The sequence below is a fragment of the Bradyrhizobium algeriense genome, assembly GCF_036924595.1.
In the GTDB taxonomy this organism is placed as follows: domain Bacteria; phylum Pseudomonadota; class Alphaproteobacteria; order Rhizobiales; family Xanthobacteraceae; genus Bradyrhizobium; species Bradyrhizobium algeriense.
On sequence record NZ_JAZHRV010000001.1, the window covers coordinates 2,279,876 to 2,304,010 of the forward strand.

The window sequence follows — 24,135 nt, forward strand, 5'->3', positions numbered from 1 at the left end:
CGATTTTCAAGCGCTCTTTGGAGTTAAGACGATGGCCAAGGCCGCAAAGACGATCAAGGTCGAGCAGACCGGCAGCGCGATCCGCCGCCACCACTCGCAGCGTGCGACGCTGATCGGCCTCAAGCTCAACAAGATCGGTCGTGTCACCGAGCTGCAGGATACGCCTGCAATTCGCGGCATGATCGCCAAGGTTCAACATCTCGTCCGCGTCGTCGGCGAGAAGTAAGATCGGAGCATGATCCCGAAAAGTGGGTACCGGTTTTCGGCTAAGATCATGCTCCAAGGATAAGGGAAACTAACGATGAAGCTCAGCGATATCGCCGACAACGCCGGCTCGCGCAAGAAGCGCATGCGCGTCGGCCGTGGCATCGGTTCGGGCAAGGGCAAGACTTCGGGCCGCGGCGGCAAGGGCCAGACCGCGCGTTCGGGCGTGCGCATCAAGGGCTTCGAGGGCGGCCAGATGCCGCTGCATCGCCGCCTGCCGAAGCGCGGCTTCAACAATATCTTCCGGCTCGAGTTCGCCGAGATCAATCTCGACCGGCTGCAGGAGGCGATCGACGCCAAGCTGGTCGACGCCAAGGAAACCGTCACCGTCGAATCGCTGGTGAAGGCCGGCGTGATCCGTCGCGCCAAGGACGGCCTTCGGCTGCTCGGCCGCGGCGAACTCAAGGCCAAGCTCGCGATCGAGGTGCATGGCGCCTCGAAATCGGCGGTCGCGGCGGTCGAGAAGGCCGGCGGCACGGTGAAGATCCTGGCCCCGGCCAAGAAGGACGAAGGCGAGGCGGCGTAACATCTGCGTCATCGCCCGTTTTGTCGCGGGCGATCCGCACGTGAGAGCAATGGACTTATCGAAGCCGAGCACCAAATAATGTCCGGCGTCTGCCGATCGCCCCGGGGGAGGGGCGGCGGTTTGAGGGGCGGCGGGAGAAAGCCTGAACATGGTCTCAGCAGCAGAACAACTTGCGGCAAACCTCAATTTCGGCGCCTTGGCGAAAGCCGACGAACTGAAGAAGCGCATCTGGTTCACGCTGGGTGCGCTGCTTGTTTATCGGCTCGGCACCTACATCCCGCTGCCCGGCATCGATCCCGCGATCTGGGAGCAGGTGTTCAAGTCGCAGGCCGGCGGCATTCTCGGCATGTTCAACATGTTCGCCGGCGGCGGTATCAACCGCATGGCGATCTTCGCGCTGAACATCATGCCGTACATCTCGGCATCGATCATCATCCAGCTCCTGACGACGGTATCGCCCAAGCTCGAAGCCTTGAAAAAGGAAGGCGAGGCGGGACGCAAGACGCTGAACCAGTATACCCGCTACCTCACGGTGGTTCTCGCCACGTTCCAGGCCTACGGCATCGCGATCGGACTTCAGGGCGCCGGCAACGTCGTCAGCGACCCCGGGATGTTCTTCCTGATCTCCACCACGGTCACGCTGACCGGCGGCACCATGTTTCTGATGTGGCTCGGCGAGCAGATCACCTCGCGTGGCATCGGCAACGGCATTTCGCTGATCATTCTGGCCGGCATCGTCGCCGAGCTGCCTTCGGCGCTGGCCAACATGCTGGAACTGGGACGCCAGGGCGCGCTGTCGACCGCCCTGATCCTGGTCGTGATCGTGATGGCGGTCGCCGTGATCGCCTTCATCGTGTTCATGGAGCGCGCGCAGCGCAGGCTTCTGATCCAGTATCCGAAGCGACAGGTCGGCAACAAGATGTTCGAGGGCCAGTCCTCGCATCTGCCGCTCAAGCTCAACACGTCAGGCGTGATCCCGCCGATCTTCGCCTCGTCGCTGTTGCTGCTGCCGGCCACCGTTGCGAATTTCAACGCCGGCAAGGGCCCTGAATGGTTCCAGTGGCTCAACACCCAGCTCAGCCACGGCCGTCCGCTGTTCCTGATCCTCTACCTGGGCCTGATCGTGTTCTTCGCATTCTTCTACACCGCGATCGTGTTCAACCCGACCGAGACCGCCGACAATCTGAAGAAGCATGGCGGCTTCATCCCGGGCATCCGGCCGGGCGAGCGCACTGCCGAATATATCGATTACGTGCTGTCGCGCGTTACCGTGCTCGGCGCGATCTATCTGGCGATCGTCTGTCTGATTCCCGAGATCCTGATTTCCTACGCGTCGGTGCCGTTCTATTTCGGCGGTACCTCGCTCCTGATCGTCGTCAGCGTGACCATGGATACGGTGGCGCAGGTGCAGGGCTATCTGCTGGCCCATCAGTATGAGGGGCTGATCAGGAAATCCAAGCTGAGGGGCCGCCGCCGCTGATCTCGCGGAAACGCTGCGGTCTGAATTTCAATAAGAGGGTGTGCGGCGTTTCGCTCACCAAGCCGGGGGGCGAAAAGTCATGAGATTGATCCTTTTGGGTCCGCCGGGTGCGGGTAAGGGAACCCAGGCACAGCGGCTGGTTCAGAAGTACGGCATCATCCAGCTCTCGACCGGCGAGATGCTGCGCGCGGCGGTCGCATCCCAAACGCCGGTCGGCCTGCAGGCCAAGGATATCATGGCGAGCGGTGCGCTGGTGCCGGATGAGATCGTGATCGGGATCATCTCCGACCGTCTCGACCAGCCTGACATGAAGAACGGTTTCATCCTCGACGGCTTTCCGCGCACGGTGCCGCAGGCGGCCGCCCTCGACGAACTCCTGAAGAAGAAGCACATCAAGCTCGACGCCGTGGTCGAACTGCGCGTCAACGAGAGCGCGCTGTTGGACCGCGTCGAGACGCGCGTCGCCGAGATGCGGGCCCGTGGCGAGGAAGTGCGAATCGACGACACCCCCGAAGTGCTGTCGAAGCGGCTGGCGAACTACCGTTCGCTGACCGAGCCGCTGATTCACTATTATTCCGAGCGCCGGAAGCTCCTGACGGTCGACGGGATGATGACCATCGAGCACGTCACCCGCGAGATCAACCGGATCCTGTCGGCGATCGGGGCGGTGGAACCCAGAGCGGCGGCGCCGGCCCGGAAGGCCAGGGGAGCCGCCAGGAAGACTGCCGGGCTCACGGGCAAAAAGGCCGCCAAAACCGCCAAGAAGGCCGTCAAAACGGCCCGTAAGGCCACCAAACCGGCTTCCAGGGCGGCTAGTAAGGCCGCTTCGCTGGCCAAGGGGCGGGGAACCGCCAAGGCCAAAAAGGCAGCAAAAAAGACCACTTCGAGGCCTGCCAAAAAGGTCACGAAAAAGCGAGCTAAGCGATAGAGGCGGTTGACGAAACCGAGTTGAATCCTTTAATAAGCCCCGCATCCAAGTCGGATAGTTTTTGACGATGCCGGGCCCCGAAGCAGATGAGGGGAAGGGCGTCGTGTTCGCGTTTGCGGAAACCTGCCCGAGATAGCAAGAACTTAAGGCCGGCCCATGAGGGATCGGCGACAGGAGAGAAGTCCGTGGCCCGTATTGCCGGCGTGAATATCCCGACCAACAAGCGCGTTCTGATCGCGCTCCAGTACATTCATGGCATCGGCCAGAAGAACGCGGCCGAGATCGTCGAGAAGGTCAAGATCCCCCTCGATCGTCGCGTCAGCCAGCTGAGCGACCAGGAAGTCCTGCAGATCCGCGAAGTGATCGACCGCGACTATCTCGTCGAAGGCGATCTTCGCCGTGAGACCGGCATCAACATCAAGCGGCTGATGGACCTCGGCTGCTATCGCGGCCTGCGTCATCGTCGCGGCCTGCCGGTGCGCGGCCAGCGCACCCACACCAACGCGCGCACGCGCAAGGGCCCGGCCAAGTCGATCGCCGGCAAGAAGAAGTAATTTTTCGAATAGCAGATGGTGAGCAGCGAATAGAATTATTCGCCGCTCACCGTTCGCTTCTTAGGTGTAGCCGCTGGCAGTACGGCGGCGTTTGAGATCACAGGAAGGTTTTAGGTAATGGGCAAGGAAGCCACCCGCGTACGCCGTCGCGAACGCAAGAACATCGCCTCGGGCATCGCGCACGTCAATTCGTCGTTCAACAACACGACCATCACCATCACCGACGCGCAGGGCAACACCATTGCCTGGTCCTCGGCCGGCACGATGGGCTTCAAGGGCTCGCGCAAGTCGACCCCCTATGCCGCGCAGGTCGCGGCCGAAGACGTTTCCAAGAAGGCGCAGGAACACGGCATGCGCACGCTGGAAGTGGAAGTTGCAGGCCCCGGTTCGGGCCGTGAATCGGCGCTTCGTGCGCTGCAGGCGGCGGGCTTCACTGTGACGTCGATCCGCGACGTGACGACGATCCCGCACAATGGTTGCCGTCCGCGCAAGCGCCGGCGCGTCTGACATTCGATTGCGGGCGGTTTTGCCGCCCGCAGTTGCTTTTGGAATTTTCCGCGGACTGATCCGCGATCTCCAACGCCGGTGATTTGAAGGCAGATCGACTGGCCCATGGGTGACAAAGTGACGATCCAGAAAAATTGGCAAGAACTCATTCGACCGAACAAGCTGCAGGTATCGCCGGGCACCGACGCGACCCGGTTCGCGACTGTGGTCGCCGAGCCGCTAGAGCGCGGCTTCGGGCAGACGCTCGGTAACGCGCTGCGCCGCATCCTGCTGTCGTCGCTGCAGGGCGCCGCCGTGCAGTCGGTGCACATCGACGGCGTGCTGCACGAGTTCTCCTCGATCGCGGGCGTTCGCGAGGACGTCACCGACATCGTGCTCAACATCAAGGACATCTCGATCAAGATGCAGGGCGAAGGCCCCAAGCGCATGGTCGTTAAGAAGTCCGGCCCGGGCGTTGTCACCGCCGGCGACATCCAGACCGTCGGCGACGTCGTGGTGCTCAATCCCGACCTGCAGATCTGCACGTTGGACGAGGGCGCGGAAATCCGCATGGAGTTCACGGTCGCCGCCGGCAAGGGTTATGTCGCCGCCGAGCGTAACCGGCCCGAGGACGCGCCGATCGGCCTGATCCCGGTCGACAGCCTGTTCTCGCCCGTGCGCAAGGTCTCCTACAAGGTCGAGAACACCCGCGAAGGCCAGATCCTCGACTACGACAAGCTGACCATGACGATCGAGACCAACGGCGCGATCTCGCCGGAGGACGCGGTGGCCTATGCCGCTCGCATCCTGCAGGACCAGCTCAACGTGTTCGTGAACTTCGAAGAGCCGCGCAAGGAAGTGGCGCAGGAGATCATCCCCGATCTCGCCTTCAACCCGGCGTTCCTCAAGAAGGTCGACGAACTCGAACTGTCGGTGCGTTCGGCAAACTGCCTGAAGAACGACAACATCGTCTACATCGGCGACCTCGTGCAGAAGTCGGAAGCGGAAATGCTCCGCACCCCGAACTTCGGCCGCAAGTCGCTGAACGAGATCAAGGAAGTGCTGGCCCAGATGGGTCTGCATCTCGGCATGGAAGTGCCGGGCTGGCCGCCGGAGAACATCGACGAGCTCGCCAAGCGCTTCGAAGATCACTACTGATCGAACAACAAGCCAGAGCGCGATGATGTTTCGTCGCGCTTTTTAACGGGCGAACGCAGGCAGCCCACCTGAGCAACAAGTCCGACGAACCGTCGCGACGAATAGAAGGAATAGTTCAATGCGTCACGGCAAGGTTCATCGTAAGCTCAACCGCACCGCCGAGCATCGCAAGGCGATGTTCGCCAACATGTGCGCGGCGCTGATCAAGCACGAGCAGATCGTCACCACGCTGCCGAAGGCGAAGGAATTGCGCCCGATCGTCGAGAAGCTGGTCACCCTCGGCAAGAAGGGCGGGCTGGCCATGCGCCGCCAGGCGATCTCGGAAATGCGCGACAAGGATCAGGTCAAGAAGCTGTTCGACACGCTGGCGACCCGCTACAAGGACCGCCAGGGCGGCTACACCCGCATCATCAAGGCCGGCTTCCGCTACGGCGACAACGCCCCGATGGCCGTGATCGAGTTCGTCGACCGCGACGTCGATGCCAAGGGCCAGGATTCCGGCCCGGTGCAGGAAAAGGAAGCGGAAGCGGCGTAAGCTCCGTCTACATTCGTTTCGAAAGCGGCGTCCCCCGGGGCGCCGCTTTTTATTTGCGCATCTGACGCGCGCTGGCTGCAATTGTGATCGTATCCGCCGCTCCCGATATCGCTGTCATCAACGATGGAGATGACGGATGAAAATCGATCTTTCGGGCAAGACGGCGCTGGTGACGGGCTCCACCTCCGGTATCGGCCACGCAATTGCCAAGGGCCTCCTTGCTGCAGGCGCGGACGTGGTGATCAATGGCCGGACGCAAGCCAAGGTCGATGCCGTGGTTGCCGCGCTCGGCAAGACTGCTGACAAGGCCGGCGGCAAGGTGCGGGGTGTTGCCGCTGATGTCTCGACGGCGGCGGGATGCAAGGCCCTGGTTGCGGCGCTGCCTGATGTCGACATTCTCATCAATAACGCCGGCATCTTCGAGCCGAAGCACTTCTTCGATATTCCGGATGAGGACTGGAGCCGCTTTTTCGATATCAACGTGATGTCCGGCATCCGTTTGTCGCGCGCCTACATGCCGGGCATGCTGAAGCGGAATTGGGGCCGTATCGTTTTCATCGCCTCGGAGTCGGCGCTGATGATCCCGAAGGAGATGATCCATTACGGCATGACCAAGACGGCGCAGCTCGCCGTTTCGCGCGGTCTTGCCGAATTGACCCGGGGTACCGCTGTTACCGTCAATTCAGTGATGCCGGGGCCGACCATGTCCGAAGGCGTCGAGACTTTCGTTGCCGATCTCGCCAGGCAGAACGGCCAGTCCGAGCAGGATGCGGCCGCGCAGTTCATCAAGCAGCATCGCCCTGGATCGCTGATCCAGCGCTTTGCCAGCGTCGAGGAGATCGCCAATATGGTGATCTACGTCAGTTCGAAAGAGGCTTCCGCCACCAACGGCGCCGCGCTGCGGGCAGAAGGCGGATTGATTCAGACCATCGCGTGAGGTGCGAGATGTCGGCCTATGTTATTTCCGAAGTCGATGTGCGCGATGCGGCAAGCTTCGGGGCCTATCGCGCCACCGCCGCGAAAACGATAGCGCACTATGGCGGTCGCTATCTGGTCCGCGGCGGCGGCGCAAACTTGATCGAAGGCGGCCCGCCGCCGAAAACCATCATCGTCGTCGAATTTCCGACGATGCAACGTTTACGCGAATGGTACGCATCGCCGGAATATGCGGAGGCCCTGAAAGTGCGGCAGACGGCGCTCGATCGGCGGCTGATCTTCGTTGAGGGCGTGCCGCTGGCTTGAGGTTGCAATGCGATGTCGCGCTGAGAGCGGCGCATCAGGCGATAACTTTGCGCATTCAATGCATTGCAGTGCCGCATTCCTCTCGGAACAAGAGCGAGAAAAATCTGTTTTCCCTGCAGCCGCATTGATGCGGTTTGAGGAGGAACCAGATGAAGAAGCTATTCATGATTGCGGCGGCAGCGTCGCTGGTTGCGACGATGGCCAATGCGCAGACTACTACCGTCGAGACGACGACCGGAGCCGCTGGCGCGACAGTCCGGATCGAGCCGGAATATCGCACCCGGATCAAGAGCTATGTGACCGAGCACAAGATCCGTCCGGTGGAAACACGGGAACGGATCGTGGTTGGCGCCAAGGTGCCGACCGACGTCGAACTCGTGCCGGTGCCTTCGGATTGGGGCCCGTCAGTGACGAAGTATCGCTACGTCTACTCGAACGACCGCGTGATGCTGGTCGATCCAGGCACCCGTACCGTGGTGCATGAAATCGACTAAGGTGCTCTCGCAGCGCCATGCAAAAAAGGGCCGCCAATCGGGCGGCCCTTTTTCATTTTGCCGGATCACCAGCGACGCCAATAGCCGCCATAATACCGCGGACCATAGAATCGCGGACCGCCATAGTAGGCGTACGCCGGGCGGATCACGCGACGATAGCGAACCACAGGATAGTAGGGATCGCCGTAATACCCACCATAGTAAGCCGGCGCGTACCCGCCGTAATAGCCCGGGTAGCCGCCATAATATCCGTAACCCGGACCATAGGCGTAAGCGCTGGATGCGATGCCGCCGATTATCGCTCCCGCCAAAAGTCCGCCGGCCAAGCCTGGTCCCCATCCCCCTCCGCGCCAGTGGGCTTCCGCCGGCGATGGCGCCGTTACGGCCGTCATGCCCAGGACCGCCGCAGCAGCCAGAGCTAAAGGTGCTTTCCTCATGGACCACTCCTTTCCTTAAAGACAGACGCCAGCCACATTACATTCGAGCGAAGTTCATTCTTTTGCAAAAACAGACACTCGCTAAACACATTCGAGTGAAGTTCGTTGCCTAAGTGCCGGCTTCCAAACGGCTTTGGCGGCAGATTTAATTTTCATGAATGGGTGTTCAGGCGACGGGGAAGGAGCCGCCGTCGCGAAGCACCATTTTTTTTCACGGTCCGGAACTCGTTGCAGCGCGAGAATACTGCTCGCGCTGCGCTGCGAACATCGGCCATCACGCCAGGCGATCTTGCCGCGCGGCACGCCGTTTTCCAGCAAGCGAGCCACGGACGAGTATCGCCTCAGTCGAAATCTAGAAAACCCGGCCGGGAGGAAATTGGCGGCTGACGGCGCAGCCAGGCGAGATCGGGGACGGGGCGGGCCGTCTCCGGATTGGCGGCAAGCAGCGCCTCGATCTCGCGGGCAACGGCAAGCGTTGCGACATCGCCGCCGCGCGGGCCGATGATCTGGATACCGAACGGCAATCCGGCGCCGTCGCGGCCGGCCGGTATCGCCACCACCGGATGTCCGGCATTGGTGACGGCATAGGCCAGCGCCAGCCAGTGGAAATAGCTTTTGGTCGGCGTGCCGTCGATCATGGCTGGGTAGAGCTCCGACCACGGCCGCGGGCTGATCGTGACCGTTGGCGCGATGACAAAATCATGCGCGCCGAAGAATGTCTGCCAGCTCCGATAGAGCGCGGTCTGCAGCGACAGCGCACGCGCCACGTCGAGCGCGGAATAGCCGAGCCCCTCGGCGACATTGTCGCGAATATTGGGGCCCACCTTGTCCGGATATTTCTCGGCGAGTTCACGGTGACGCCCCAGAAATGCGACGGCGCGCAGGATGCGGAACACCTCGTCGGCATGGCTGCAGTCCGGATGGGTCCATTCGAGGCTGCGGAACGCCGATCCGAATGTCGCGAGCTTCCTCTCGAATGTCGCAGCGATGGCGCGCTCCGTCGGCGCAAATCCGAAATCGGATGTCGCTGCGATCCGCAAGGTAGCGAGATCGACCCTTGGCGGATTGCGATAGGTCGCACGTTCGGGCGTTCCGCCGGCGTGAAGGATCGCCGATAGCGGATCCCGCGCGTCGCGATCCAGCATGCAGGAAAGCATCAGGCAGGCGTCCGATACATTTCTCGCCATTGGTCCAAGCTGTGAGATTTGCAGCCATGCCATGTTGCGGCTGTTGCTGGCGATCAGCCCGGGCGAGGGGCGGAAGCCGACGACACCGCAAAACGCGGCGGGGTTTCGCACCGAACCTCCGGTATCCGACCCAGTCGCGATCGGCACCATGCCGGTGGCAAGCGCGACCGCCGATCCGCCGGACGAGCCGGCGGCGGAACGCTCGGGATCGAACGGGTTGCCGGTGGCGCCATGAAGCGCGTTGCGGGTGTTGCCGCCGGCGCCCCATTCGGGGACGTTGGTCTTGCCGATGACGATCGCGCCCGCGCGCTTGAGCATCGCAACGATAGCTTCATCCTCGGCCGCGATGTTGTCCGTGAACAGCACGCTGCCAAAACTCGTCGGCAGCCCCTTGGCGTCTATCAGGTCCTTCACCCCGAGCGGAAGCCCGTGCAGCGGGCCGAGCGCATCGCTGCGCATCACGGCAGCCTCGCTCTCCCGCGCCGTTGCGCGCGCGGACTCGAACGAGCGCGCAATGACCGCATTGACGGCGGGATCGATCTCCTCGATCCGCCGGATGCAACTGTCCATCAGTTCGACCGGCGAAAGCTTGCGCTCGCCGATCAGCGCCCGGGCCGTTACCGCGGGCAGATCGCACGGCTCGGTCATGTCGGGATTACTCTTCCTTGATCCCGCCCTTGAGGGCCAGTTCTTTCATCTCCGCGGTTTCCTTGGCGATGAAACCCGGCCAGTCCGAATAACGCTTGAAGCCGGCTTCGTATCCGACCTTCTTAAAGCGCTCGATCACCGCAGGGCTTGCGATCGCCTCTTCCAGCACCGAGGTCAGCCGATCGCGAATGGCCGGCGGGACTCCCTTCGGCACGACCACGGTACCCCAGGAGACAAGGTCGATATTGGGATAACCGAGTTCGGCGAGCGTCGGAACGTCGGGGAGGAACTGCGAGCGCTTGGCGGAGAACACCGCCAGCGGGCGAACCGTGCCGGCTTCTATTTGCGGCCTGATCGCGATCACGGTATCGACGTGGTACTCGATGTGCTTACCAATCAGGTCGTTCATCGCCGGCGCGCTGCCCCTGTAGGGCAGGTGCACCATCTTGATGCCGGCACTCGATTTGAACAGCTCGCCGGCAAAATGCGAAATGGTCGCCACGCCAAAGGAAGCCAGCGATAGCTTGTCTGGATTGGCCTTGGCCGCCGCAACCAGCGCAGCAACGTCCTTGATCGGATTGTCGCGATTGGTGACCAGCACCATCGTTATGGTGCCGGTCTGGGCGATCGGCTCGAAATCCTTCGCGCTGTCATACGGCACGTTCTCCTTCACCGCATTCTGCAAGGTGAAGGTCGAATTCGAGCTGGAGAACAGGGTGTAGCCATCGGGAGCCGCGATGGCGACCTCCTTGGCGGCGATCGTGGTGCCGCCGCCGGGGCGATTGATCACGATGACGGGCTTGCCCAGACGGGTCTCGAGCTCGCCGGCAAGGATGCGCCCGACGACGTCGGAGGCGCCGCCCGCCGGAAAGGGCACGATCAACTGCAGCGGTTTTTCGGGGTAGCTACCTTGCGCTGTTGCGATCGAGGCACAGCCCACCACACAGGCCGACGCTATCGCGGCCGTCAGAAACATCCGTATCATGTCGAAACAGGTCTCCTGTCTTCCGTGTCCCCGGCAATTCGCGCCGGGTTTTCGGCGACAGCCATCCCGGATCGATGGAGCAGCGTCCCTTGAATCGACGTCCCGATCAACCCTGTTGTTGGGCCTCCTGCCACCCTCTAGCCGGGGAGGGCGCCACATTTTCCATAAGTCCGCAGCACAACCTCTGCGTCCCTCAAGCTGATTTGTGCAGATGGCGATGCTCGGGGAAATACCATCGCATGACGTGTCGCAGACTGTCGGAATCTCCGCGCGCCCAGTTGCGCATGATCTCGCAGCCGAACGAGATCGCAGTGATGGGTCTTGCCCCCGCCTGAATCATTCGGTCAAACGCACGCGTGTGTGCGGTCGGCGAGATGCCGCCCACAGCGTCGGCAACCGGATACACCTCGTAGCCTTCGGCCAGCATGTCGAGGGTCGGAAAGGCCAGGCAGACTTCGGTCCAAAGCGCGGCGATGACCACCTTGCGCCGCCCCGTGCCTTGGACGGCCTTGCGGAAGTCCTCGTCCTCCCAGGCATTGACGCCCGTGCGGTCGATCTCTTCCACTCCCGGCAGAGCCTCGCGGATCGCCGGAATCGTGCCTTCGTTCACGCCCATGCCTACCGCGACCGTCGAGAGCACCACGGGGATACTGTAGGCCTGAGCGAGTTTGCACAGCGCAACCACGTTGAGGGTGATCTCCTCACGGGAGGATGAGGTCACGGTCGAATACTGCTCAGGCTGGTAGTCGATCAGGACCAGAACGCAGTTTTGCGGGGTCAGAAGATGATCGGCCTTGGGGTCGCGGACGGGCTCGGGCTGGGTCTTTGTCTTTGCCACGTTGTTCTCCTTCGAGTCGAAGTGAAGCAGTCGTCATTGATGATCTAACCTGTATCAGACCCAATCATATAGCGGTCGCGGTTTCATCCTCTCCGGTGCGCCATTGCACTCGCGACCAGCATTCCGTGATCGACCGCCATCAAATCCGCCTGCTACCATCCCTCCAGCACGATCTTGCCCCGCGATTTGCCTGACTCTAGCAATGCGTGCGCCCGCTTCAGATTGGCCGCGTTGATGGTGCCAAAAGTCTGGTCAAGGGTGGTGCGCAGCACGCCTTTGTCGATCATATCTGCCACATCGTTGAGCAGATGATGCTGAGCGATCATGTCAGCCGTCTGGAACGACGAGCGCGTGAACATCGATTCCCAATGGATCGAGACCGCCTTGCCCTTGAAGGCAGAGACCGTGAATTCCGGGGGATCGTCGATCAGGCCGAACTTGCCTTGCGGCGCGATAAAATCGGCGATCGCCTTGTAGTGCTGGTCGGTGAAGGTGAGGCTCGCGACCAGGGCGACCGGCGGCACTTTCAGCTTCTCGGTCTGCTCCTTCATCGGTTTGGAATGGTCGATCACGGCATGCGCGCCGAGGTCGAGGCACCATTTTTGCGACTCGGGGCGCGTGGCGGTGGCGACGACCGTCAGGCCGGTGAGGCGGCGCGCGAGCTGGATCAGGATCGAACCGACGCCACCGGCGCCGCCGGTGATCAACAGCGTGCGCGGATCGACGCTCTTCCCCGGCACGGCGCCGAGTCGGTCGAACAGCAACTCCCAAGCGGTGATCGAAGTGAGCGGCAGCGCGGCGGCCTGCGCGAACGATAGCGATTTCGGCTTCTTGCCGACGATCCGTTCGTCGACCAGATGAAATTCCGCATTGGTGCCCTGGCGCAGGATCGACCCGGCGTAAAACACTTCATCACCCGGCTTGAACAGGGTTACGTCGGGACCTACGGCATCGACGATGCCGGCGGCGTCGTAGCCGAGGATTTTGGTCTCGCCCTCGGGCGGGGCGGCGCGCTTGCGGACCTTGTAGTCGACCGGGTTGGCCGAGATCGCCTTGACGGCGACCCTGACGTCGCGACCCTTCGGTTCCGGCTTTGCGGTTTCGAAATCGAATAGCGATTGCGCGTCCTCGATGGGGAGCGATTTTTTGTAGCCGACGGCTTTCATGTCCGTGCCCTCCTGGTTGCCTGATTTAGCGATTAGGGCCTAACTGTCGCGCTAGCATCAACTTGGCAAGTACTGTAAATTCGGGGAACTAGTCCCTGTTTGTATACTATTGGGAAAAATCCATGAAACGGCGGAATTTTGCCCACCGGCCGGGTTGCGCGGTCGAAGCGACGCTTGACCTGATCGACGGCAAGTGGAAGGGCGTGATCCTGTTCCACCTGCAGGCCGGGACCCAGCGCTTCGGGGAGTTGCGGCGGCGGATGCCGGGGATTACCCAGCGCATGCTGACCAAGCAGCTTCGGGCGCTCGAGGACGACAAGCTCGTGGTTCGCAAGGTCTATGCCGAGGTGCCGCCGCGGGTGGAATACACGCTGTCGGACATTGGCGAGAGCCTGCGGCCCGTGATCGAGACGCTGCGGGCGTGGGGCGAGGGCCATCAGGAACGGCTATCCTGCGGGCCTGCGCCCGACGCCGTCGAAACGCCCGATCGCGCGGCCTGACTGGCCGGTATTGTGTCCCACTTTATCTTCTCTCGTTGCCGCCGCGCGACTATATGTGTGGCGCCAAATTCCAGGATTTTCGCATGAATTTGATCCGCTCCTTCGCCCTGCTGCTGGTTGCAGCAGTCGTTGCAACACCAGCGCTGGCGCAGGACCGGCGCGTGCCGGCCTCGGGCGCCGAGCTCCGGCTGTCCTACGCGCCGATCGTGCAGCGCGCGCAGCCGGCAGTGGTGAACGTCTATGCCGCGAAGACTGTGCAGAACCGAAATCCGCTTTTGGACGACCCGGTCTTCCGCCGCTTCTTCGGCGTGCCCGGCCAGCAGCCCGAGCAGATGCAGCGCTCGCTCGGATCGGGCGTGATGGTCGATCCGGCGGGGCTTGTGGTCACCAACAACCACGTCATCGAGGGCGCCGATCAGGTCAAGATTTCGCTGGCCGACAAGCGCGAGTTCGAGGCCGAGATCGTGCTCAAGGACAGCCGCACCGATCTGGCCGTGCTGCGCGTGAAGGACGGCAGGGAGAAATTCGCCACGCTGGAGTTCGCCAATTCGGATGAACTGCTGGTCGGCGACGTCGTGCTCGCGATCGGCAATCCCTTCGGCGTCGGCCAGACCGTCACCCACGGCATCGTTTCGGCACTGGCCCGCACCAAGGTCGGCATCACCGACTACCAGTTCTTCATCCAGACCGACGCTGCGATCAATCCCGGCAATTCCGGCGGTGCGCTGGTCGACATGACCGGCAAGCTCGTCGGTATCAACACCGCGATCTTCTCGCGCTCCGGCGGCTCGCAAGGCATCGGCTTTGCGATCCCGGCCAACATGGTGCGCGTGGTCGTGGCGTCCGCCAAGAGCGGCGGCAAGGCCGTCAAGCGGCCGTGGCTGGGCGCGAAACTGCAGGCGGTGACGCCCGAAATCGCCGAGACGCTCGGGCTGAAACTGCCGAACGGCGCCTTGGTCGCCAATGTCGCGCCGAACAGTCCGGCTGCCCGCGCCGGGCTGAAGCCTTCGGATCTGATTGTTGCGATCGAAGGCCAGACGATCGACGAGCCTAACGCGTTCGACTACCGCTTCGCTACAAGGCAGCTCGGCGGCGCTGCGCAGATCGACGTGCAGCGCGCCGGCAAGACCGTGAAACTGACGGTGCCGCTGGAGACCGCCCCCGACACCAACCGCGATGAAATCGTGCTCACCGCGCGCTCGCCGTTCCAGGGCGCCAAGGTCGCCAATATTTCGCCGGCGATTGCCGACGAGCTGCATCTGGATTCCCAGACCGAGGGCGTCGTGGTGATCGATCTCGCCGATGGCGGCACTGCGGCCAGCGTCGGGTTCCAGAAGGGCGACATCATCCTTGCGGTCAACAGCCAGAAGATCGCCAAGACCAGCGACCTCGACAAGGCGTCGAAAGTATCGTCGAGGCTCTGGCGCATCGTCGTGGTGCGCGGCGGCCAGCAGATCAACGTGACGCTGGGCGGATGAGCCCGAAACAACCGCGCGAGGCGACCAACCTCTTCGCCGCGGCGGGGATGGAGCAGGATGCGCCGCATCCGCTGCCCGACCGGCTGCGCCCGCGCACGCTCGCCGACGTCGTCGGCCAGGATCATATCCTTGGTGCCGACGGCGCGCTGACGCGCATGCTGGCCACGCGCACGCTGGGCTCGCTGGTGTTCTGGGGGCCGCCCGGCACCGGCAAGACCACGGTGGCACGGCTGCTGGCTGATGCCACCGAACTGCATTTTGAGCAGATTTCGGCCGTGTTTTCCGGCGTCGCCGACCTCAAGAAGGTGTTCGACGCGGCGCGCGCCCGCCGCGAGATGGGCAAGGGCACGCTGTTGTTCGTCGACGAGGTGCATCGTTTCAACCGCGCCCAGCAGGATTCGTTTCTGCCCGTGATGGAAGACGGCACCGTGGTGCTGGTCGGCGCCACCACGGAAAACCCGTCGTTCGAACTCAACGCCGCGCTTCTGTCACGGGCGCGGGTGCTGGTGTTTCATTCGCTCGATGCCGCCGCGATCGAAAAACTGTTTGCGCATGCCGAAAAGATCGAGGGCCGGAAACTGCCGCTCGATCCGGAGGCGCGCGCCGTGCTGGTGCGGATGGCCGATGGCGACGGTCGCGCCGCGCTGACGCTGGCCGAAGAGGTCTGGCGCGCCGCGCGCAAGGATGAAATCTTCAACGCCGCGCAGTTGCAGGAAATTTTGCAGCGCCGCGCGCCGATCTACGACAAATCCGCCGACGGCCATTACAATCTGATCTCCGCGCTGCACAAATCGGTGCGCGGCTCCGATCCGGATGCGGCGCTGTATTATCTCGCGCGCATGCTGGATGCCGGCGAGGATCCGCTGTTCCTGGCACGGCGCGTGGTGCGGATGGCGGTCGAGGATATCGGCCTTGCCGATCCTCAGGCGCTGGTGATCTGCAATGCCGCCAAGGATGCGTTCGATTTTCTTGGGTCTCCCGAAGGCGAACTCGCGATCGCGCAGGCCGTGATCTATCTCGCCACCGCGCCGAAATCGAACGCCGCCTACAAGGCCTTTGGGGCTGCGATGCGGACGGCGAAGGAGGGCGGATCGCTGCTGCCGCCAAAACATATTCTCAATTCACCGACCAAACTGATGAAGTCGGAAGGCTATGGCTCCGGCTATGAATACGACCACGACGCGCCGGACGCCTTCTCCGGGCAGGACTACTTTCCGGAAGCGCTGGGGCGGCAGACCTTCTACGATCCGCCAGATCGCGGCTTCGAGCGCGAAATCCGCAAGCGGCTGGATTACTGGGCGAAGTTGCGAAGGGAACGTGAGCGCGAATGAACAGTTTCGGGAACTATCTTGTACAGACCATTCGCGCCACGGCCTTTGTGGCGGCGCTGGCGTCCACGCTTGCGGCTGCTGCCGAGACCGTCGAGGTCGTGCCGGGCGTGCAAGTGACGAAGCGGACGTATTCCGCGCCGGTCAACGAGCAGCCATTTTTTGGATTCGCGGTCAAGAGTCCGGAGGAGAAGGCCGCTGATGAAAAATTTGTAGACGCCATCGTGGGAGCCGCCGGCTCGCGTGAAAAGGCTTTCGACGAAACGACGATGCGTGGCTGGAGAGCGATAAATACCGGCAAGATCAAGGAAGCCGCGGTGCGATTTAATCAGGCGTTTCTCATTTTGCCTGAACAGAGCCGCGTCTATCATGGCTTCGCGGTGGTTGCCCAAGCGCGATTCAATGACCTGGATGCCGCGGACGAGTTCTTCCGGATCGCGCTGGAGCGGCCCAACCCGGTAAAGGCCCTCAAGGCCGATTATGGCCGCTTCCTGCTGGTCGCCAAACGACCGCGTGATGCGCAGTCCGTGCTGGAACAGGCGGTCAAGGACGCGCCGGATTTTGGCGACGCCTGGACCAATCTCGCCTGGGCGCGCTTCCAGAATGGCGACGCGGCGGCGGCCTGCGCGGCGGCGGAGGAGGCTGCCAAGCACCGTCCGTCCAACAATTCCATGGGCGATCTGACGGCGGTCAGAAACGTCGCCCAGTGTAAATAGCTCGAGTGCAAATAGCTCAAGCCGCTTAGACTAGCCGGGCGACGCGGTTGTCATGCCGCAGCCGAAACGGCGCATCAGCAGTGCCGCTGAACCGCGCCGTTCGCTGCAACGTCTTTCGCGTCAAGCCGACCTTACTTCGTAGACACGAATGCTCGAAATGTAGGGGTTGCCTTGGGCCATCTTCTCGGCGTCGTCGAGATTTGCCGCGTTGACGATCGTGAAGCCGGTGATGGAGTCGGGCCCGAGCGGAAGGTCCTTCGTTCCGCCCTTCGAGATTTCGCGACCACTGCTGAAGCCGCCCGTGTCAACGGTATGCGGCTTGGTTGCTTCAAACCATTTGCCCCAGGCGGCCATGATTTCCGGGGTAGGCTTCTCAAATCCGTAATGCAACAGCACAAATTTCTTCACGTGCGACTCCTTTTCACCGGTTGGGGCATTTGCTTTCTCTTTGGAGGCTTCGCCTTGGGCACGATGGCCTCGGCATAGCGCAGCGAAAGATCGATCCAGGATGCGCGCCTGCGCGGGTCGGTTAGCAGTTCGCCGGGCAATCGCACATATTCACGCATCGGCCGGCCCGGCATGGGCTCGAAGGGCCGTTCGCCGAATTCGGCGCTGAACCGGGCGCGATCCTTCTCCGATAGCCGTATGATGAAATCGTTCTGATGCAGCCCGATAAAGAGGTTTCCGTTGGCGAAGGCCGCCGGGTAGCCGAACATCTTGCGGCGGGAAACGCTTGTGCCTGACGGAACCGACTTCTCGAACAGATCGATCAGCGACTGCGGTGATTTCGTCCAGGCCACCGGTCCCTCCTGTCAGTTTGCAGCGGGCGCGATCCGCCGGCGATCCGCGAGGTCGAACAGAAGGGGAAGCTTGCGTACGAGCGCGATTGCGCCGCTTACGGTGGCGCGCTTCGCCTCAATCGCGTCCTGAAGCGATACGCTCATTCCGACAATCTGCAGCACCGCGTCGAACGGGGCTTCCAGCGTCCCCTTGCAATCGGTGAGGCCTCTCTGAATCGTTGTTCCGACGCTGCTGCCCGCGACGGTGAAGCCGGCCGATTTCTTGCCATGGGTGACCACGAGGCCGACCCTGATTTCCGGCACGGGTGAGCGCTTCGCAATGGCATCAAGGCCGAGCAGCACCCAATCCGGCTCGAACGTGTCGCCCGGCACCGGCGGAAACAGGAAGCGGCCGCCCCAGCGGATCAACTCCCGGATCGCGGGCTGAATCTCCCGGCCGATCTCCGTCAGCTCGTACACCTGTGCATTGACCGGAGGCGGCAAGACGGTCCGCCGCACGACGTTGCATTCGGTCAGGGCGGTGAGGCGCGTTGTCAGCAAGGTTGGGCTCATGCCGTCAAGATGATCTAGGAGATCGCCAAATCGCTTCGGCCCGAGAAGAAGCTCCCGAATGATCAGGAGAGTCCAACGCTCGCCGATGATTTCCGCCGCGCGGGCAAGTGCGCAGAATTGCGGATAGTGAAGGTTGCTCATGCCTCTAGGCTGGTGTCCTCCGCATCATCTTCGGTAGGCAAGCGCGATCAATGGACCCACGATGGCGAATTGCAGGATCGTGAACGCGGTTTCGAGCAGCACATAGTCCGGCACGGAAACCATCACATTCTTGGCTCCGACCGCGAGTGTGGTGAATGACCACGACAGCAGGCCCGCGCCAAGACCATACAAGAGCCCGTCCTTCACGAAGGAGCCGCTGCCTTGGGTGAATACGCGCGGGAACAACCACGAGAAGATCGCGCCCTGGATGATCATCGAAGCCAGTCCGAAGGCAATCACCGGCTCGTCGCGATAGATCTGGAGCGCGTGGTACTTCTGCTCGAACAGGACGAGATGCCAGACGAAGGCGATCGGAAAGGACGGAAGCAGATAGGCGGCAAAGCCAAGCCAAAAGCTGCGGACGCCGGTTGGGCGGGCGACATCGGATGCTGCTGACATCGGAGGCTCCAGCTTACTACATTTTTTATAGTACATACTATAAAATCTGGAGTCAATATTCGTGGCAGCTGTAACGGCGTTCCGGGCGCAAGGCCGTAATGCGCCCTGAATTCCGTCGCTATTTCCCTGTCTTCACGAAATCCAGGATCTGATCGGTCAGGCGCGTGTCGGCGGTGTTGATCGAATACACCTCCGACATGTGGCTGTGCTGCGGCAGCAGGAAAGTGCGCGCGCATCCGCCGGCGCGTTTGCAACTCGCCTCTTTCGCGAGATCGAATTGCAGCACGAAGCCTTCCGGATCAAGTTCAGCGGCGGCTATCATTAGGGGGATATCCGTTGTTGCCAAACCGGACAGCGAGGACCGTTCGGCGTAGCGCGCGGGATCGGCCCCGAAATAGGCGCGCCCGGTATCGGCGAGCGGTGTCGCGGTCAGGTCGTAAATTCCCGAGAGCATGATCGCGCCGGCGAGGCCGCCACCCTTCACCTTGTGGAATTCGGGATGTGAGACATAGTTTGCGACGTGAACCGCGCCGGCGGAATGTCCCATCAGGTAGATGCGCGCGGGATTGCCGCCACGCTCGCCGATCTTGTCGGTGATCCACTTGACCGCGGCGGCGATATCCTCGGTGCCCGCCGGCCAGGGTGCCAGTGGCGCGAGCCGATAGGTGACGTTGACGCCGACGAAGCCGTTCCTTGCGGCCCATAGCATGATGTTGTCGTAGAACGGGCTGATCGGTGTGGTCCGCTTGTTGCCGCCGACGAAGGCGCCGCCGTGGACAAAGATCAGCACCGGCCGGGCCGATGTCACGTTATCCGGTGCGAAGATATCGAGCAGATTGCGATCTGCGGGACCGTATTTAACGTCCCGCTCGACCTTGACGTCCTGATACGGCTCTTTTTCCTGCAGCGGCGCGTAGAGCTCTACCGTCTTGGGTGGGTCGATGACGCGGCCGAGTTCCAGGAGCTTCCAGGCCAGATCCTCCGGCATCTGCGCCCACGCCGTGCTAGCGACCATTGCCGCCAGAACGGTCAAAGCCGATCTTGGTAATTTCATCCGGACTACCCCACGTTTCTTGGTTGTTTGGCCTAACTTGGCCGATCCGGCCCCTGATTTGTACTGAATTCGCCGTGACGATTCGCTGCTTTTGCGCTACCCAACCGCATAACTTTCGGAGCCGCAGCCACATGAGCCGACGCGTCAAGAGACCTCTCCGCCCCGCGGGCGATCGCCCCAAGGGTGCGCGTCCGTATCGGGGTTCGCAGGCCGAGCGGGCCCCGGCACATCGCGCGGGCGGAAAGCCAGCGGCGCGGTTTGCGGCCTCGCCACTCCGTGCTTCAAAGCCTTTTGTCGCCGAGCCGGCGAAGGTCGCGCCCGAGCCGCCGCCGCTCCCGACCAAGGTCCAGACCGTCGTCGTCACCGCGGACGAGAACAACATGCGCGTCGATCGCTTCCTCGAGGCGCGCTTTCCTGGGTTGTCGTTCTCCCACATCCAGCGCATCGTTCGCAAAGGCGAATTGCGCGTCAACGGCAAGCGCGCCGACAGCAAGGACCGGCTCGAGGAGGGGCAGAGCGTTCGCATTCCGCCGCTGAAGCTCGAAACGCCGAAAGGCGCGGGCCCGCTGTCCGAAGCCGCCACCAAAACACTGAAGGCGCTGAAGGAGATGATCATCTTCGAGGATGCCGACGTCATGGTGCTGAACAAGCCCGCGGGGCTTGCCGTGCAGGGCGGCTCCGGCATCACGCGAAATGTCGACGACATGCTGGAGGTGATGCGCGACGCCAAGGGACAGAAGCCGCGGCTGGTGCACCGGCTGGACCGGGAAACGTCGGGCTGTCTGCTGATCGCGAAAACCCGCTTCGCCGCGACCGCCTTGACCGGCTCGTTCCGCCACCGTTCGGCGCGAAAAATCTACTGGGCGCTGGTGGCCGGCGTGCCGAAGCCGAAGCAGGGCCGCATCTCGACCTACCTCGCCAAGGAAGAGAGCGAGGAAGACAGCATCATGCGGGTTGCAAAACACGGCGACGAGGGCGCCAGCCACGCGGTGACCTACTATGCCGTGGTCGAGACCTCCGCCCAAAAACTCGCCTGGGTGTCGCTGAAGCCGGTCACCGGGCGAACCCATCAATTGCGCGCCCATATGGCCCATATCGACCACGCCATCGTCGGCGATCCCAAATATTTCAACAAGGAGAACTGGGCGCTGCCGGGCGGCCTGCAGAACCGGCTGCATCTGTTGGCGCGGCGGATCGTGATCCCGCATCCGCGCGGCGGCGTGATCGACGTCAGCGCGCCGCTGCCGCCGCACATGCTGCAATCCTGGAATTTGCTGGGACTGGAGCACGACCGGTTCGATCCGATCGAGAACGCGCCGGAGGAATAACACAGATACGTGACGCGCGGGTCTGCGCAACAACTGTCAAACCGGTAGCGCACGCATCAGGTATTGTCGGCTGTGTTATTCAATTGAGGGCTCCGCATGACTGGATATCTGCTCCGCGCCGCGCTTGTCTATTGCCTTCTTGCGGCGGCCATCGGCATCGGCACTACAGCCAATGCGCAGACCCTCGCCCTTGTGGGCGGCAAGGCGTACGCGTCGCCTGACGCCGTTCCGCTCGACGATGCGGTCATCGTCACGACCAACGGCGTCATTACTGCAATCGGCAGCCGCAACGAAGTTCAAATTCCCTCGGATGCGAAGGTCATTGACTGCACCGGAAAGACTGTTGTTGCGGGCTTCTGGAACAGCCACGTCCATTTCACGCAAGCCGTCTGGAAGAACGCGGGCTCTGCACCCGCCGCGCCGTTGCAGGAGCATATGCGGGAGATGCTGACGCGGTGGGGTTTTACGACGGTGTGGGACGTTGGTTCCGACCCGAGCGATACCTTGCCGTTGCGACGGCGGATCAACTCGGGCGAGGTGCTGGGTCCAGACATCCATACGGCGGGCAGCATCTTTCCGAGGGGCGGTCATCCCGCCTATCTGCCGCCGGAGATGCAACTCCCCGAAGCCGCCACGCCCGACGAAGCTGCGCAAATGACGCGCGGCTATCTGCGGGCCGGCCTGGACGGTATCAAACTGTTCACCGGCTCCTACAAGGGGGAGGACAAGCCGGTCGTCAACATGGACGTGGCCGTTGCCAAGGCCGCGGTCGATATCGCGCACGCGCAGGGGAAGCCGGTGTTCGCGCATCCCCAGAATACGGCCGGTGTTGAGGCCGTGATCGCCGCCGGGGTCGACGTGATGGCGCATACCGTCGCCAGGCAGCCGGGCTATCCTCCCGAGCAGCTCGCGCGCTTCAAGCAGCAGGGGATTGCGCTGACGCCGACATTGTCCCTGTTTGCGAAGCTGCCGTTGCCGCCCGAGATCGTCGCGCGCATCGTCGACAACATTGTCGGCCAGCTCAAGAGCTTCTCCGAGAGCGGCGGTACGGTTCTGTTCGGAACCGACGTCGGCTACATCCAGCTCTACGACACTACGCTCGAATATGAGCTGATGCACCGTGCGCTGTCGGAACGCCAGATCCTGGCGTCGCTGACGACCAATCCCGCGCAGTATTTCAAGGCCGCGAAGAAGGGCCGGGTCGAGAAGGGGTTTGACGCCGACGTCGTGGTGCTAGACGGCGATCCCGTTGCCGACGTCAAGAACCTGGCCAGGGTTGCCTACACCATCCGGGCCGGCAAGGTGATCTATCAAAAGCTCTGAAGTCAGCGGAACCCGGCACAGCCCATTGCCGGATCCAAAATCGCAAGTAGTTTCCGCAACGGCCTCATCGGCTTTATTTGCATTCCCCGATATCGTATTGTCGGGGCTGGATTATTCATCGACTGCCGGAAGCCGAGACCCGCATGCGTGAACTATTCGATGAAGTCGCCGGACATTCGCCGCTCGATCCGGAGGAGGCGGTGCGACGCGCCACGCGCACTCCCCGGCGCAAGCGCTTCTACAAGGAGGCCGGCACGGCCGTGGCCGATGGCGGGTTTGCCGTCACGCTCGACGGCAAGCCGATCCGCACGCCTTCCGGCCGGCAGGTCGTCGCGCCGGCCAGCGCCATCGCGGAAGCGATCGCCGCGGAATGGAATGCCCAAGGCGAGACCATCGATCCCCTGACCATGCCGCTGACGCGCTTTGCCAACAGCGTCGCCGAGATCACCGATCGCGTCGATGCCGTGGCCGACGATGCCGCAAAATACCTCGGCACGGATTTGCTGTTCTATCGCGCCGGCCATCCCGAGGCGCTGGTCGCGCGCGAAGCCGCGCATTGGGACCCGGTACTGTCCTGGGCCGCGAACGAACTCGGCGCCCATTTCATCCTGTCCGAGGGCATCGTGCATGCCGCCCAGCCGCCGCAGGCGATCAAGGCCGCCCGCGGCGTGTTTCCGGCCGACCCCTGGTCGGTGGCCGCCCTGCATGTGGTGACGACGCTGACGGGCTCGGCGCTACTGGCGCTGGCGCTGCTGCACGGCGTCCGCGATCCCGATCAGGTCTGGGCGGCTGCCTATGTCGATGAGGACTGGAACGCCGAAAAATGGGGCGTGGACGAGGAGGTGGCGGCCCGCCGGGCCGCCCGGCTGGTCGATTTCCGGGCCGCGGTGCGCATTCTCAAGGAATTGAATCCCGGCGCGCCTTCCTCGCGCTGAGATCGGCTTCCGCCCACCGCGAATCGGGGCGATGTGCTAGTATAAGTTGCACGTATCGGCATGGTGACGGCGCATTGTCTGGACAATCGCGCGTCGTATTGGGTTTGCGTCTTGCTTTGGCAGGTGCGGCAACCTCAAGACGAAACGATTGTTGCCGCGAGTTGCGCTCATCAAAATTGTTGACCGCGGATCTGCGAATGACCGTTTTCAAACCGGGAAATCTCGTGGTGCTGAAATCCGGCGGTCCGGTCATGACCGTGGATGCGGTGAACACCGATATTTTCGATGACAACAAAGTCACGGGGATCGTCTGCGTCTGGTTTGTCGGCGAGAAGCTTCAGCGCGTACGGTTCGGACAGGATGCGATCGAACCCGCACGGTTGCAGAAGAACTCTTCAAGGAAACGAAAGGCGCGTTTGGGGGAGGTCGCCGGCGAATACAAGATGGTTCTTGATGAGATGGTCGCCGCCATGAACACCCCGGCGGATACCGGGGGTGAAGTTTCAAGCAAGATGGCCAAACGGCCAAAGTCCGCAAACACCGTTGTTGAACAACCGGAGACCGCACAGGCTCCCAAGGGTGTCGCTGCCTGA

At 62.5% G+C, this 24,135-nt stretch carries 29 protein-coding genes; 19 read left to right on the forward strand and 10 right to left on the reverse strand.

The window, feature by feature from the left end; all coding sequences use genetic code 11:
- Window positions 1–31 precede the first annotated feature (31 nt).
- The 11 genes from rpmD (at window position 32) to V1286_RS11105 (ending at window position 7,667) form a co-directional block, all read left to right on the forward strand.
- Entirely contained in the window at window positions 32–226 is a 195-nt protein-coding gene (gene rpmD / locus V1286_RS11055; protein ID WP_057849116.1) for a 50S ribosomal protein L30, read from the forward strand.
- Window positions 227–301: 75 nt separating this feature from the next.
- On the forward strand, window positions 302–790 hold the full coding sequence (rplO, locus tag V1286_RS11060; RefSeq protein ID WP_334479528.1) for a 50S ribosomal protein L15: 489 nt from the start codon (window positions 302–304) through the stop codon (window positions 788–790).
- Between the two features lie 148 nt (window positions 791–938).
- Window positions 939–2,270, forward strand: a complete 1,332-nt coding sequence (gene secY, locus V1286_RS11065; RefSeq protein ID WP_334479530.1) for a preprotein translocase subunit SecY — start codon at window positions 939–941, stop codon at window positions 2,268–2,270.
- A gap of 79 nt (window positions 2,271–2,349) precedes the next feature.
- The gene (locus V1286_RS11070) at window positions 2,350–3,198 is read left to right on the forward strand and encodes an adenylate kinase (RefSeq protein WP_334479532.1); all 849 of its coding nucleotides are present in this window, start codon (window positions 2,350–2,352) and stop codon (window positions 3,196–3,198) included.
- 185 nt (window positions 3,199–3,383) lie between these two features.
- Window positions 3,384–3,752, forward strand: a complete 369-nt coding sequence (gene rpsM, locus V1286_RS11075) for a 30S ribosomal protein S13 (protein WP_025588626.1) — start codon at window positions 3,384–3,386, stop codon at window positions 3,750–3,752.
- Window positions 3,753–3,869: 117 nt separating this feature from the next.
- Window positions 3,870–4,259 (forward strand): 30S ribosomal protein S11, encoded by a 390-nt coding sequence (rpsK, locus tag V1286_RS11080; RefSeq protein WP_006021048.1) that lies wholly within the window; start codon window positions 3,870–3,872, stop codon window positions 4,257–4,259.
- Between the two features lie 105 nt (window positions 4,260–4,364).
- Window positions 4,365–5,396: a DNA-directed RNA polymerase subunit alpha gene (locus V1286_RS11085; RefSeq protein ID WP_108518115.1), complete on the forward strand. Its 1,032-nt coding sequence runs from the start codon at window positions 4,365–4,367 to the stop codon at window positions 5,394–5,396.
- 118 nt (window positions 5,397–5,514) lie between these two features.
- Complete coding sequence (rplQ, locus tag V1286_RS11090) at window positions 5,515–5,931, forward strand: 50S ribosomal protein L17 (RefSeq protein WP_334479538.1); 417 nt, start codon at window positions 5,515–5,517, stop codon at window positions 5,929–5,931.
- Between the two features lie 136 nt (window positions 5,932–6,067).
- The gene (locus V1286_RS11095; RefSeq protein WP_334479539.1) at window positions 6,068–6,868 is read left to right on the forward strand and encodes an SDR family NAD(P)-dependent oxidoreductase; all 801 of its coding nucleotides are present in this window, start codon (window positions 6,068–6,070) and stop codon (window positions 6,866–6,868) included.
- Window positions 6,869–6,876: 8 nt separating this feature from the next.
- Entirely contained in the window at window positions 6,877–7,173 is a 297-nt protein-coding gene (locus V1286_RS11100; protein ID WP_334479540.1) for a DUF1330 domain-containing protein, read from the forward strand.
- A 149-nt stretch (window positions 7,174–7,322) separates the two neighbouring features.
- Window positions 7,323–7,667: a DUF1236 domain-containing protein gene (locus tag V1286_RS11105; RefSeq protein ID WP_334479541.1), complete on the forward strand. Its 345-nt coding sequence runs from the start codon at window positions 7,323–7,325 to the stop codon at window positions 7,665–7,667.
- A gap of 65 nt (window positions 7,668–7,732) precedes the next feature.
- Here V1286_RS11105 and V1286_RS11110 read toward each other — a convergent pair whose 3' ends face one another.
- The 5 genes from V1286_RS11110 to V1286_RS11130 all read right to left on the reverse strand — a co-directional run bounded on the left by V1286_RS11110 (window position 7,733) and on the right by V1286_RS11130 (window position 12,928).
- A complete protein-coding gene (locus V1286_RS11110; RefSeq protein WP_108518126.1) occupies window positions 7,733–8,104 on the reverse strand; it encodes a hypothetical protein in 372 nt (123 codons plus the stop codon).
- Between the two features lie 341 nt (window positions 8,105–8,445).
- Window positions 8,446–9,939, reverse strand: coding sequence for an amidase (locus V1286_RS11115; RefSeq protein WP_334479543.1), 1,494 nt, complete (start codon window positions 9,937–9,939; stop codon window positions 8,446–8,448).
- Window positions 9,940–9,946: 7 nt separating this feature from the next.
- On the reverse strand, window positions 9,947–10,924 hold the full coding sequence (locus V1286_RS11120; protein ID WP_334479545.1) for a Bug family tripartite tricarboxylate transporter substrate binding protein: 978 nt from the start codon (window positions 10,922–10,924) through the stop codon (window positions 9,947–9,949).
- 193 nt (window positions 10,925–11,117) lie between these two features.
- On the reverse strand, window positions 11,118–11,762 hold the full coding sequence (locus V1286_RS11125) for a hydrolase (RefSeq protein WP_334479546.1): 645 nt from the start codon (window positions 11,760–11,762) through the stop codon (window positions 11,118–11,120).
- Window positions 11,763–11,914: 152 nt separating this feature from the next.
- Entirely contained in the window at window positions 11,915–12,928 is a 1,014-nt protein-coding gene (locus tag V1286_RS11130) for a zinc-binding alcohol dehydrogenase family protein (protein WP_334479547.1), read from the reverse strand.
- Window positions 12,929–13,050: 122 nt separating this feature from the next.
- Between V1286_RS11130 and V1286_RS11135 the strand changes: the two genes are divergently transcribed.
- The 4 genes from V1286_RS11135 to V1286_RS11150 all read left to right on the forward strand — a co-directional run bounded on the left by V1286_RS11135 (window position 13,051) and on the right by V1286_RS11150 (window position 16,950).
- Window positions 13,051–13,428: a winged helix-turn-helix transcriptional regulator gene (locus tag V1286_RS11135; RefSeq protein ID WP_334479549.1), complete on the forward strand. Its 378-nt coding sequence runs from the start codon at window positions 13,051–13,053 to the stop codon at window positions 13,426–13,428.
- Window positions 13,429–13,511: 83 nt separating this feature from the next.
- Window positions 13,512–14,906, forward strand: a complete 1,395-nt coding sequence (locus V1286_RS11140) for a DegQ family serine endoprotease (protein WP_334479551.1) — start codon at window positions 13,512–13,514, stop codon at window positions 14,904–14,906.
- Entirely contained in the window at window positions 14,903–16,237 is a 1,335-nt protein-coding gene (locus V1286_RS11145; RefSeq protein ID WP_334479553.1) for a replication-associated recombination protein A, read from the forward strand. Before V1286_RS11140 ends, V1286_RS11145 begins: the two co-directional genes overlap by 4 nt.
- Before the next feature lie 47 nt (window positions 16,238–16,284).
- Entirely contained in the window at window positions 16,285–16,950 is a 666-nt protein-coding gene (locus V1286_RS11150; RefSeq protein WP_334479555.1) for a tetratricopeptide repeat protein, read from the forward strand.
- Window positions 16,951–17,070: 120 nt separating this feature from the next.
- Here the strand turns inward: V1286_RS11150 and V1286_RS11155 are convergent, their stop codons facing one another.
- The 5 genes from V1286_RS11155 to V1286_RS11175 all read right to left on the reverse strand — a co-directional run bounded on the left by V1286_RS11155 (window position 17,071) and on the right by V1286_RS11175 (window position 19,956).
- Complete coding sequence (locus tag V1286_RS11155; RefSeq protein ID WP_334479556.1) at window positions 17,071–17,358, reverse strand: YciI family protein; 288 nt, start codon at window positions 17,356–17,358, stop codon at window positions 17,071–17,073.
- A complete protein-coding gene (locus V1286_RS11160; RefSeq protein ID WP_334479558.1) occupies window positions 17,355–17,750 on the reverse strand; it encodes a TfoX/Sxy family protein in 396 nt (131 codons plus the stop codon). The genes V1286_RS11155 and V1286_RS11160 overlap by 4 nt, the downstream gene beginning before the upstream one ends.
- 12 nt (window positions 17,751–17,762) lie before the next feature.
- A complete protein-coding gene (locus V1286_RS11165) occupies window positions 17,763–18,443 on the reverse strand; it encodes a winged helix-turn-helix transcriptional regulator (RefSeq protein WP_334479560.1) in 681 nt (226 codons plus the stop codon).
- A gap of 24 nt (window positions 18,444–18,467) precedes the next feature.
- Window positions 18,468–18,902: a hypothetical protein gene (locus V1286_RS11170; protein ID WP_334479561.1), complete on the reverse strand. Its 435-nt coding sequence runs from the start codon at window positions 18,900–18,902 to the stop codon at window positions 18,468–18,470.
- A 118-nt stretch (window positions 18,903–19,020) separates the two neighbouring features.
- Window positions 19,021–19,956 (reverse strand): alpha/beta hydrolase, encoded by a 936-nt coding sequence (locus V1286_RS11175; RefSeq protein ID WP_334479563.1) that lies wholly within the window; start codon window positions 19,954–19,956, stop codon window positions 19,021–19,023.
- 131 nt (window positions 19,957–20,087) lie between these two features.
- On the opposite strand from V1286_RS11175, the gene V1286_RS11180 reads away from it, so the two are divergent.
- From V1286_RS11180 to V1286_RS11195, 4 genes are all read left to right on the forward strand, one after another.
- Window positions 20,088–21,284 (forward strand): RluA family pseudouridine synthase, encoded by a 1,197-nt coding sequence (locus tag V1286_RS11180; protein ID WP_334479564.1) that lies wholly within the window; start codon window positions 20,088–20,090, stop codon window positions 21,282–21,284.
- A 96-nt stretch (window positions 21,285–21,380) separates the two neighbouring features.
- On the forward strand, window positions 21,381–22,607 hold the full coding sequence (locus V1286_RS11185) for an amidohydrolase family protein (protein ID WP_334479565.1): 1,227 nt from the start codon (window positions 21,381–21,383) through the stop codon (window positions 22,605–22,607).
- 143 nt (window positions 22,608–22,750) lie between these two features.
- Window positions 22,751–23,542, forward strand: a complete 792-nt coding sequence (locus tag V1286_RS11190; RefSeq protein WP_334479567.1) for an ATP12 family chaperone protein — start codon at window positions 22,751–22,753, stop codon at window positions 23,540–23,542.
- A gap of 197 nt (window positions 23,543–23,739) precedes the next feature.
- The gene (locus V1286_RS11195) at window positions 23,740–24,135 is read left to right on the forward strand and encodes a DUF2158 domain-containing protein (protein WP_334479569.1); all 396 of its coding nucleotides are present in this window, start codon (window positions 23,740–23,742) and stop codon (window positions 24,133–24,135) included.